Origin of the sequence: Cronobacter sp. EKM101R, from assembly GCF_963888145.1 — a bacterium.
GTDB classification, from domain to species: domain Bacteria; phylum Pseudomonadota; class Gammaproteobacteria; order Enterobacterales; family Enterobacteriaceae; genus Cronobacter; species Cronobacter turicensis.
On sequence record NZ_CAWPHW010000012.1, the window covers coordinates 198071 to 207606 of the forward strand.

The following is a 9536-nucleotide window of genomic DNA, read 5'->3' on the forward strand; positions in this document are numbered from 1 at the left end:
CAATCCAATGGCAATTCCTGTTTATCTTTGGCTGAAGGACGATGGCGGCGCGGACATCAAGGGTTCCGTTGATGTGAAGGATCGCGAAGGCAGCATCGAGGTGGTGGCGCAGGAACACACCCTGTACATCCCGACCGACAACAACACCGGCAAGCTGACGGGGACCCGTATCCATACGCCGTTCCTGTTCACCAAGGAGATCGACGCGTCCAGCCCGTACCTCTACAAGGCGGTGACCACCGGCCAGACCCTGAAATCGGCAGAGTTCAAATGGTACCGCATTAACGACGCGGGCCAGGAAGTGGAGTACTTCAACACGAAACTGGAGAACGTGAAGCTGGTGAAAGTGGCGCCGCTGATGCACGACATCAAGGAGCCTTCCAAAGAGAAGCACAACCATCTTGAGCGCATTGAGCTGCGCTACGAAAAAATCACCTGGACCTACAAGGACGGCAACATCATTCATTCCGACTCCTGGAACGAACGTACCACCGCCTGATTACCCGTCACACTTCGCGCCGCAGGTGCGTTGGCTGCACGTGCTCGCCCGGCCACATAGTTCACTGTGCTTCCGGGGACTCACACCTTTGCCGCCTTCCTGCAGCGCGAATTATTTAGGGTAATCCGCCCGTGCGGGCAGGACTCTCTGCCCGCAGTTTTTGTTTCCTGAGTGGCCGGTAGTCGGCGGCTGAGCAAACAAAAACACAATCCGGTACTGACCTGATGCGCTTTGGTAAATAAACAGCGAGGGGCGGTAGCGTGTCTGCAATCAGAGGGAAAATGAACATGGAACACCAGTCAGCCGTATTACTGCGCCGTTTAAATCCTTACTGCGCCCGCGCGCTGGAAGCGGCGGCTACGCTGTGTCAGACCCGCGCTCACGCCTGCATTGCGCCTGAGCACTGGTTGCTCAAGCTGCTGGAACTGGGCGAAGGGGATATCACGGTGATCGCCCGTCGCTACGAATGGGATATGGACGGGCTGTGGCAGGATTTACTCGCGCATCTGGACACGCTGCCGCGCTCGGTGCGCGGACGCCCGGAGCTTGCTGCGCATCTGCAAAGTCTGCTGCAACAGGCCTGGCTGTATGCCTCGCTGGAAGATAACAGCCAGATACGCGGCGTACATCTGCTGATGGCGATAACCGAAAAACCGTCGCTGATTAAATGCGACGGCATGTGGCCGCTACAGAGTCTTTCACGCGCGCAACTTGATCGTCTGCGCCCGATGCTGGACGCGCAGTCGGATGAACGTCCCGAGGCGCAGCAGGAAGCGCAACTCACCCGCGACCCTGGCGACGGCGTGGCGTTTGCCGGTCGTGCGGAAAAAGAGCCGGTAAAAGAGGGTGGGCTCAACCCGGCGCTTCACGCAGTGCTGGATAAGTTCACCCTGGATATCACGGCGAAAGCGAAAGCCGGAGACATCGACCCGGTCTTTGGCCGCGACAATGAAATCCGCCAGATGGTGGATATTCTCTCAAGGCGTCGCAAGAACAACCCGATACTGGTCGGCGAGCCGGGGGTCGGCAAAACCGCGCTGGTGGAAGGTCTGGCGCTCAGAATCGCGGAGGGCAACGTGCCGGATAGCCTGAAACCGGTATCGGTACGCACGCTTGACCTCGGCCTGTTACAGGCGGGCGCGGGTGTGAAAGGCGAATTTGAGCAGCGGCTGAAAACCATCATTGACGCGGTGCGTCACGCCCCTGAGCCGGTACTGCTGTTTATCGACGAGGCGCATACCCTCATTGGCGCGGGCAACCAGGCGGGCGGCGCAGACGCGGCCAACCTGCTGAAACCGGCGCTGGCGCGCGGCGAACTCAGAACCATCGCGGCCACCACCTGGAGCGAGTACAAGCAATACTTTGAGCGTGACGCCGCGCTGGAGCGCCGCTTCCAGAGGGTGAAAGTCGATGAGCCGGACGACGACACCGCCTGCCTGATGCTCCGTGGCCTGAAATCCCGCTACGCGCAGCACCATGGCGTGCACATTACCGACGAGGCGGTCCGGGCTGCCGTCACGCTCTCTCGCCGTTATCTTACCGGCCGCCAGTTGCCGGACAAAGCGGTGGACCTGCTGGATACGGCGTCAGCCCGTGTGCGTATGAGCCACGACACCGTACCGGAGCCGCTGACGCAGCGGCGCGCCCGCATTACCGCCCTTGAGCTCGAAAAGCAGGCGCTGCTGGAAGAGATCGCGCTGGGCAGTACCGCGCATGGCGAGCGGCTGGCGGCGATTGAGCAGGAAGAAGTCAGCATTATTCTTGAGCTCGATACGCTGGAAACGCAGTACGGTCAGGAGCTCGCCGCAACAGAGCGGTTGCTGGCCTGCCGACGCGATATTTCCCGCCAGGCGGAGCGTGCGGCGCTGCAAGAAGCGCTGGCGATCGTTCAGCAGGGCAACCCGCTGCTGGGGCTGGATGTGGACGCGCGTACCGTGGCGACGGTGATTGCCGACTGGACCGGCGTGCCGCTCTCATCACTGATGAAGGATGAACAGACAGAGCTGCTGAACCTTGAGCAGAAGCTGGCTACGCGCGTGGTCGGTCAGACGGCCGCTCTGGAGGCGGTCGCGCAGCGGCTGCGCGCGTCGAAAACCGGGCTCACGCCAGAAAATGGCCCGCAGGGCGTGTTCCTGCTGACCGGCCCGAGCGGCACCGGCAAAACCGAAACGGCGCTGGCGCTGGCGGATGCGCTGTTCGGCGGCGAAAAATCGCTGATAACCATCAACCTTTCAGAATATCAGGAGCCGCACACCGTTTCGCAGCTTAAGGGGTCGCCGCCGGGCTATGTTGGTTACGGCCAGGGCGGCATTCTCACCGAAGCAGTGCGCAAACGCCCCTACAGCGTGGTGCTGCTCGACGAAGTGGAAAAGGCGCACCGCGACGTCATGAACCTCTTCTATCAGGTATTTGACCGCGGCTTTATGCGCGACGGCGAAGGACGCGAAATCGATTTTCGCAATACGGTCATCCTGATGACTTCCAACCTTGGCAGCGACCATATCATGCAGTTGCTGGAAGAAAAGCCGGATGCCACAGATACCGACCTGCATGAACTGCTGCGCCCGATATTGCGCGACCACTTCCAGCCTGCCTTACTTGCTCGCTTCCAGACGGTGATTTACCGCACGCTGCACCCACAGGCGATGCGCGCCATCGTGGAAATAAAGCTGTCGCAGGTAAGCCTGCGCCTGCATCGTCATTACGGCCTGACGACAGAAATCAGAGAAAGCCTGTACGACGCCCTGACCGCTGCCTGTCTGCTGCCGGATACCGGCGCGCGCAATATCGACAGCCTGCTGGCGCAGCAGATCCTGCCGGTGCTGAGCCAGCAGCTATTAAGCCACATGGCGGCGAAGCAGAAGCCGCTCTCTCTGACGCTGAGGTGGAGTGAGGAAGAGGGCGTGGTGATGGAGTTTAAACATGACTGAAGAAACTCAGGATCAGTTCAGAATTAAATATGGTGGTATCAGGCTGCTTACGATGGGTGAAATAAAGCTGGCACAATCTGTTTTTGCATCCACTATTGACTATTCGAAAGTATGGATCCACAGGGGCAGTTACCTGCCTTTTAATTTACAGAATAGAAATGCGGCAATGACGCCGAATGGTGAAATTTATTTTCGTGATCATTACCGGGAAGATTTCTCACAGTCTACAGATTATATGTAGCATATGTTTATTCATGAAATGAGCCATGTCTGGCAACGCGAGAGAGGAATGAACGTTATCTGCCGGGGCCTGGTGAGTTGGCTGGTTAGTTATCGATATACACTTGATGGTCGATTGCTCAGTGAATATCCAATGGAGCAACAAGCACAGATTATTGCAGATAATTTTATTTTGCAGACATTTGGCTATGAAATATGGAGTCACCTTGAAAATCAAAAATACCCTGACATCACACTCGATGGGGATATTTCTGAAACGGTGATACGTGCCGGTTACAGAGCGGGCTTTAAGGGGGGTCCCATGGTGAGTGAGAACAACGTTAACACGTTTAACCTTCTGTTTTTATCATTTGTTTGTGTTTCAATTCTGACGGGATGCCCGGGGCCCGGTGACATAATGCGCTTTGATGAAACCGCAAAGGTGAGCAGCAGAGGGAGGGATGTTTGTATAAATATTGATAATGCACAGGATTATCAGCCAGTGGATATCGGGATAAATCTAAGGGGAATACCCCCAAAAGAGAAAAAGTTTGATTTTTCACCAGGTCTCAGGAATGGTGCCGGGGAGCTGTGTATTCCTCCTTCATACTATACTTTTGAAAATGGTAATAAGTATATTGTTGAATTTGTACTTCATGCAACTTCAGGAGATAAGGATCCGAGAAGTTTTGTTGTCGGTGTTGGAGTAAATAATAACCATGTCTATAATTTTCCTTTGAGCGAACGTGAATTCGCAAGACCGTATGGTTCAATTCAGGTGCCTGAATAATAAATATCCATATTAACGGCGCGCTCGTAAATATGGATCTTACATTAGGTAATCTACACATCGTAGTGGTTAATCCGGCAAGAGTATTTATCTCTTGCCTGCATATCATGACCGGAACATTTTTCCAGATAAATTTTTGTGAAGTATTACAACGCTTGCCTGCGCTTTTAGAGCATCGGGCCGTAATCACTCTTTTTCGTGCTTGCTGAGTACCCCTGATTAAACCTGTTACTTGCCGTTGGCAATAAAGTTATGGACAGCAGGTTATCCCAAGGAGCCAATATTATGAGTCAGACCGATACGCTTAAAAACACCCTGTATGCGCTAACGGGAAGTGGGTTGAACCGCTACCGTCTGGACATTCCGTCATGCCCTTCATTACTGGACGTCGAAGATTTCAGCGGCGTCGAGGCAATGAGCCAGCTCTACCACTATGACATCCGGTTCACCAGCAGCGACCTGAACATTGATACCACACAACTGCTGAGCAAACCCGCGACGCTGGCCATGGGAGCCGGGCCACTGACGGGGCTGGCTGAGCAGAAGGTGGTACACGGCGTGGTGACACACTTTAATCGTATCAGTGGCTCACGCGACCAGGCGACATACCAGATTATTATTGAGCCGTTTCTGGCGCTGCTCGGTAATCAGTTCCGCACCCACCGCTTTTTCGTCAATAAATCGGTGCCGGAAGTGGTCACCGACGTGCTTCAGGAGCATGGCCTGAAAGGCTGGGAGTATGAGTTCACGCTCAGGGCCGATTATCCGAAGCGGGAACAGATTAACCAGTACCAGGAAAGTGACCTGGCCTTTATCGAACGTCTGCTGGCCGAAGTGGGGATATTTTATTTCTTCACCCTGCAGCCGGACACGCAGACCGAAGTGGTGCATTTTGCCGACAGACAGAGCGCCTGGCAGTTCGGTAAAACCCTGCCGCTGAACAGCCCGTCAGGGGCGAATGATAACGGGGCGGACTCGGTGTGGGGCGTGAATGTGCGGCACAATGTGGTGGAGCGCAGCGTCACGGCCAGTGATTACAACCACCGGCAGGCGCAGAAAGTCCTGCTGTCAGCGCCGGCGGACATGACCAGGGGCGATGGTGACGGTATAACTTACGGAGATGTGTGCCACTACCGCCCCCGCCACCTTGAGCGTGGCGACAAAATCGACCCGGCGGCAGAGACGGGAAATTTCTGGGCGCGTCTGGAGCATGAGCGTTTCCTGTCAAACCAGACTACGGTAACCGGAAGCAGCACTGACCATACACTCGGCCCGGCACAGGTGTTGACCATTACCGAAACCGCCATTCCGCCGACGCTGCCCCGTGAAACCGAAAACGGCATCGTCATTATCAGTGCCGGTTACTCTGCCAGCCGCAAAAATGCCCTGCGGGTGGTATGGGAAGGCATGCCCTACAGCGAAACCCGCTGCTGGCGCCCGGCGGCTAAACCGCGCCCGAAAGTCACCGGCACCATGACCGCCCGCGTCACCAGTGCCAGAGACAATGATATCTACGCCTGGCAGGATGCGTCGGGCATGTACCGGGTGAAATTCGACGCCGACCGCGATGAAAAATTGTCCGGCCAGGAGAGTATGCCGGTGCGCTTCGCCAAACCCTACGGCGGCGATGAGTATGGCTTTCACTTCCCGCTGATACAGGGCACCGAAGTGGCGGTTGCTTTCCACGAAGGTGACCCGGACCGTCCGTATATCGCCCATGCCCTTCACGATTCCCGCCACGTTGACCATGTGACCGAGAAGAACAGCACCCGCAATGTGATCCGCACACCAACCAACAATAAACTGCGGATGGAGGACAAGCGCGGCGAGGAGCATATCAAGCTCAGTACCGAGTACGGCGGCAAGACGCAGCTTAATCTTGGCCACAATGTGGATGCCTCCCGGGCGCTGCGCGGTGAAGGGGCGGAACTGCGTACCGACAAATGGGTGAGTATCCGGGGCGGTGCCGGGGTGTTTATCACAGCAGACGAACAACCCCGGGCGGGCGGCAGGATGCTGGACATGAAAGAGGCGATTGCGCAGCTGGAGAATGCACTGAGTATAGCCCGCAGCCTGTCAGATGCGGCGGAAACCGTAGATGCGCTGCCGGCTGATATTCAGAGCCAGGTGACGCTGACCGATGCCCTGAAAGACCTGTTGAAACCGGGGATGGTGCTGAATGCGCCGCAAGGAGTAAGCATCACCAGCCCGCAGGCGGTACGGGTGGCGTCGGGTAGCGCGAGCGTGGGGATTATGTCCCAACAAAATACTGACATCAGCGCGCTGAAGCGCTTTACGGTGGCGGCGGGGGAAGCGGTGAGCGTGCTGGCGCGCCAGGCCGGGATGAAGCTGTTTGCGGCGAAGGGGAAAGTGGAAATCCAGGCGCAGGATGACGCGCTGGAGGCGCTGGCAAAAAAGGATATTACCGTCACCAGTACGGAAGGGCGGGTGGAAATCACCGCGGCAACGGAGCTGGTGATCAACTGCGGGGGCGCTTATATCCGGCTCAGCGACGGAAATATTGAACTGGGTTGCCCTGAAAATATTTTACTGAAAACGCTGAACGTTCAGAAAATGGGACCAGCAATGCTGAATGTAACTCCATATGATTTCCCGAAAGGGTATGGTGGTATTTATACCCTGAAGGATGAACATGGAAATATCATCCCGAATACAGAATATAAAATCACAACCGGCGATGGTGAAATTTTTACTGGTGTCTCTGACGAAAATGGTAAAACAGTGCCAATTTATACGGCAATGCCTTGCAAGCTCAATATTGACATCCTGGGAACCAGCAAATCAGGAAGGAGCGACAACACATGACGTATTATCACACATGGGAAACCAGTGATGGCTCACACTTCACCGATATAAACACACCTGAGAAAACGATTATCTGCAAACGTAAATCCGTGACGGGAATTACTATCACGATAGGCATGTTTTTTGATGGTACCGGGAATAATGTATTTAATACTGATACACGCCTTCTGAAAAAGTGCACACACCTTGATGTTGGTTTGAAAAAGGAAGATGCGGATCTATGTTACCAAAAATTGAGCATGAGCGCTTTAAACAGTAGTAGCTATATGGGTTACTACTCCAATATTCACTGGCTAAATACGCTTTATGTCAGAGATGATAAAATTATTGAAGGAAAAACGCTTTATCAACGAGCGGTTTATGTGCAAGGGATCGGAACACAAAAGGGAGAAGAAGATAGTTGGACTGCAAAGGGCACAGGAATGTTTTCAGAAGGGGTAGTGGGTAAAACAGATGAGGGTGTTTCTCAAATTGCAGCTCAGATTAGAACTCTCTTAATGAAAGAAAGTGGAACCATGTATGGCATTGAAAAAATCCAGTTCGACATTTTTGGATTCAGCCGCGGGGCTGCGGCTGCGCGCCATTTCGCAAATCGTGTCAGAAAAAATGATGAAACCATACAAAAGGCAATAGCCGAAGGACTGCAGGGCCGAAATCAGCATGGTAAACCCGCCGGTGAAATCAGATTTATAGGGCTGTTTGATACGGTATGTGCTGTCGGGCTTGAGCCACATAACGGCTATAATCCGGGAATAGATCTGTATTTGCCACAGGATATAGCCCAGAAAGTCTTCCAGATTAGCGCCATGCATGAGTGCCGTTATAACTTTAGCCTCAACAGTATTAAAGAATTATGGCCAGAGTTAAGTTTACCAGGTGTACACTCTGATATCGGCGGTGGTTATAACCCCTATGAACAGGAATACTATTTCATAACAAAACCACGATATGAAACGGTAAAAAATGATACCCCACCTGAAAAAACGAATGTTTACCGTCAGGCAACTGATGAAATACCCACACTGGGAAAATGCCCAAATCTCCGCCCGTTAATGGCTAATGGTGAAGTGACAACGGAAACCTGGTATGACTATCTGGTTAATCATAATAAGAAAAATGAAGGGCTAACAGAAAAGCGCGTCGGTGCTGCCGTGACGCTAAAGCGTATTGTTCCTAATGACTGGAGTAAAGTATGTTTACGGGTCATGATAGACGCGGCAAAAGAGGGGGGGGTTGATATTACAGAAATTCTGCCAAAGGATAAAAACTTCAAATTACCGAAAGAATTAGAAGCATTAAGTCAAAAAGCAATTTCTCAAGGTATTAATATTAGAAACGGTGGCATTCCTATTCCATTTTCCTCAGCTGAACTCCAGTCAATTGGAAAATATACTCACTGCTCCGCAAACTGGAATCCGGTTGAGTTCAAAACGGTCTGGCTCGATGGCAAAGAGATTAAAAGAATCTATGGTGCTGTGAGCGCAGTTGAATTATTCGGTTTCCTGAGCCGTCCGGGTACCGGCTGGACGCGCGCAGTCTGGAATATGAGCGGAGATAAAGCATGAAGCTGTCCATAACATTACTGTCAACGTTATTACTGACAGCCTGCAACAGTGTGTCGTCTGCGGACGAGCAGGGTGAAGTAAAAGCGCCTTTTGATGAATGGTATTTTACTTTTACCACACCCCGGGCGCTGCCGGCGCAGGTTACGCTCGTAAAAATGCTCGACATCAACGGGTACGCCAGGGTTTACCGAACGATAGACCAGCCCCAGGGCGACAGCGTGGGAAGCTGGAGCGACCATGCAGGACAGGGCAAATCACCCTTTAACCAGGCGGTCTCTCCGCCGAGTATGATGATCTTCTGCTGGGATTCCATCATTGACAGGAAAGCGTATGAAACCTCGCTGATATTCGCGCCAGATACCTGGCAGAAAATGCTGAGTACGGAGAAAAGTAACTACAGCCCAAAGGAGACCTATTATTTTCAGTATCTGGTTATCGGGCTTGCGCCGGAAGGGAAAGTGCGGGTGTGGCTGAAGAATAATGGCCGTCCCAATCTTGAGCAAACGAAGACGGAGATAAAAACCCTTTCAGGAAAAGATCTTGATATGTGCAAGGGGCAAACGAATTTCCCGAATGGTTATGAGTACAGTGATGGAATGAAAAACTTTATCAGTGATAAAACTTATCCGTACGGTAACTGGTAATAACCTGCTCTGATCTTTTCAGTAAGAGAAAAAATGAAATGTTTTACTCTCCGGGAGGAGATT

Annotated in this window: 7 protein-coding genes; all 7 read left to right on the forward strand. The window is 53.1% G+C overall.

Translation table 11 applies throughout. The annotated features are described in order from the left end of the window. Positions 1 to 7: 7 nt before the first annotated feature. The 7 genes from AACV31_RS09505 to AACV31_RS09535 all read left to right on the forward strand — a co-directional run bounded on the left by AACV31_RS09505 (position 8) and on the right by AACV31_RS09535 (position 9473). Complete coding sequence (locus AACV31_RS09505; protein ID WP_007760695.1) at positions 8 to 499, forward strand: Hcp family type VI secretion system effector; 492 nt, start codon at positions 8 to 10, stop codon at positions 497 to 499. Positions 500 to 786: 287 nt separating this feature from the next. Continuing rightward, complete coding sequence (gene tssH / locus AACV31_RS09510) at positions 787 to 3429, forward strand: type VI secretion system ATPase TssH (protein WP_165153773.1); 2643 nt, start codon at positions 787 to 789, stop codon at positions 3427 to 3429. Continuing rightward, a complete protein-coding gene (locus AACV31_RS23170; RefSeq protein WP_370458085.1) occupies positions 3422 to 3670 on the forward strand; it encodes a hypothetical protein in 249 nt (82 codons plus the stop codon). The genes tssH and AACV31_RS23170 overlap by 8 nt, the downstream gene beginning before the upstream one ends. 132 nt (positions 3671 to 3802) lie before the next feature. After that, entirely contained in the window at positions 3803 to 4438 is a 636-nt protein-coding gene (locus tag AACV31_RS09520; RefSeq protein ID WP_370458086.1) for a putative T6SS immunity periplasmic lipoprotein, read from the forward strand. 285 nt (positions 4439 to 4723) lie between these two features. After that, entirely contained in the window at positions 4724 to 7264 is a 2541-nt protein-coding gene (locus AACV31_RS09525; protein WP_165153775.1) for a type VI secretion system Vgr family protein, read from the forward strand. Then, positions 7261 to 8829: a T6SS phospholipase effector Tle1-like catalytic domain-containing protein gene (locus tag AACV31_RS09530; protein ID WP_166337079.1), complete on the forward strand. Its 1569-nt coding sequence runs from the start codon at positions 7261 to 7263 to the stop codon at positions 8827 to 8829. Before AACV31_RS09525 ends, AACV31_RS09530 begins: the two co-directional genes overlap by 4 nt. Then, entirely contained in the window at positions 8826 to 9473 is a 648-nt protein-coding gene (locus tag AACV31_RS09535) for a DUF2931 family protein (RefSeq protein ID WP_166337080.1), read from the forward strand. The genes AACV31_RS09530 and AACV31_RS09535 overlap by 4 nt, the downstream gene beginning before the upstream one ends. Positions 9474 to 9536 lie beyond the last annotated feature (63 nt).